Origin of the sequence: Haemophilus influenzae (genome assembly GCF_003494325.1) — a bacterium.
Lineage (GTDB): Bacteria > Pseudomonadota > Gammaproteobacteria > Enterobacterales > Pasteurellaceae > Haemophilus > Haemophilus influenzae_I.
The window spans coordinates 1-1,742 of the sequence record NZ_QQIK01000009.1; the positions used below are offsets into that span (position 1 = coordinate 1).

Consider the following 1,742-nt stretch of genomic DNA (forward strand, 5'->3'; position numbering starts at 1 on the left):
CAAAAACACTTGAGCGTTGTATAGTTAAGCCTCTCGGGCAATTAGTATTGGTTAGCTCAATGACTCACATCACTTACACACCCAACCTATCTACGTCGTAGTCTACAACAACCCTTACTGACTTAAAGTCAGGGATGACTCATCTCTTGGCAAGTTTCGTGCTTAGATGCTTTCAGCACTTATCTCTTCCGCATTTAGCTACCCGGCAATGCGTCTGGCGACACAACCGGAACACCAGTGATGCGTCCACTCCGGTCCTCTCGTACTAGGAGCAGCCCCAATCAATCATCCTACGCCCACGGCAGATAGGGACCGAACTGTCTCACGACGTTCTAAACCCAGCTCGCGTACCACTTTAAATGGCGAACAGCCATACCCTTGGGACCTACTTCAGCCCCAGGATGTGATGAGCCGACATCGAGGTGCCAAACACCGCCGTCGATATGAACTCTTGGGCGGTATCAGCCTGTTATCCCCGGAGTACCTTTTATCCGTTGAGCGATGGCCCTTCCATTCAGAACCACCGGATCACTATGACCTACTTTCGTACCTGCTCGACTTGTCTGTCTCGCAGTTAAGCTTGCTTATACCATTGCACTAACCTCACGATGTCCGACCGTGATTAGCAAACCTTCGTGCTCCTCCGTTACGCTTTGGGAGGAGACCGCCCCAGTCAAACTACCCACCAGACACTGTCCGAGACCACGTTTCGTCATCTTCGTTAGAACATCAAACGTTAAAGGGTGGTATTTCAAGGTCGACTCCACAATCACTGGCGTGACTGCTTCTAAGTCTCCCACCTATCCTACACATCAAAATTCAATGTTCAGTGTCAAGCTATAGTAAAGGTTCACGGGGTCTTTCCGTCTAGCCGCGGGTACACCGCATCTTCACGGCGATTTCAATTTCACTGAGTCTCGGGTGGAGACAGCCTGGCCATCATTATGCCATTCGTGCAGGTCGGAACTTACCCGACAAGGAATTTCGCTACCTTAGGACCGTTATAGTTACGGCCGCCGTTTACTGGGGCTTCGATCAGGTGCTTCTCTTGCGATTACACCATCAATTAACCTTCCAGCACCGGGCAGGCATCACACCCTATACGTCCACTTTCGTGTTTGCAGAGTGCTGTGTTTTTAATAAACAGTTGCAGCCAGCTGGTATCTTCGACCGGTTCAACCTTCAGGGGCTAGCCCTTACAATCTACGCCGGCGCACCTTCTCCCGAAGTTACGGTGCTATTTTGCCTAGTTCCTTCACCCGAGTTCTCTCAAGCGCCTGAGTATTCTCTACCTGACCACCTGTGTCGGTTTTCAGTACGGTTTAGTAAAGCCTTTCGCTTAGTGGCTTTTCCTGGAAGTGTGGTATCAGTTACTTCAGCTCCGTAGAGCCTCGTCATCATCTCTCTGTGTTAAGGAAGTCCGGATTTGCCTAAACTTCCCACCTACCAACTTAAACGCACATATCCAACAGTGCGATAACCTAACCTACTCCGTCCCCACATCGCAGCTTTACCAAGTACAGGAATATTAACCTGTTTCCCATCGACTACGCTTTTCAGCCTCGCCTTAGGAGCCGACTCACCCTGCCCCGATTAACGTTGGACAGGAACCCTTGGTCTTCCGGCGAACGGGTTTTTCACCCGTTTTATCGTTACTTATGTCAGCATTCGCACTTGTGATACGTCCAGCCCACCTCTCGATGAACCTTCTTCCGCTTACACAACGCTCCCCTACCCAACAG

1 rRNA gene is annotated in these 1,742 nt (G+C 50.4%); it reads right to left on the reverse strand.

The window, feature by feature from the left end:
- Positions 1-20 precede the first annotated feature (20 nt).
- Positions 21-1,742: ribosomal RNA gene (locus DV356_RS09750) — 23S ribosomal RNA — on the reverse strand; the annotation flags it as partial.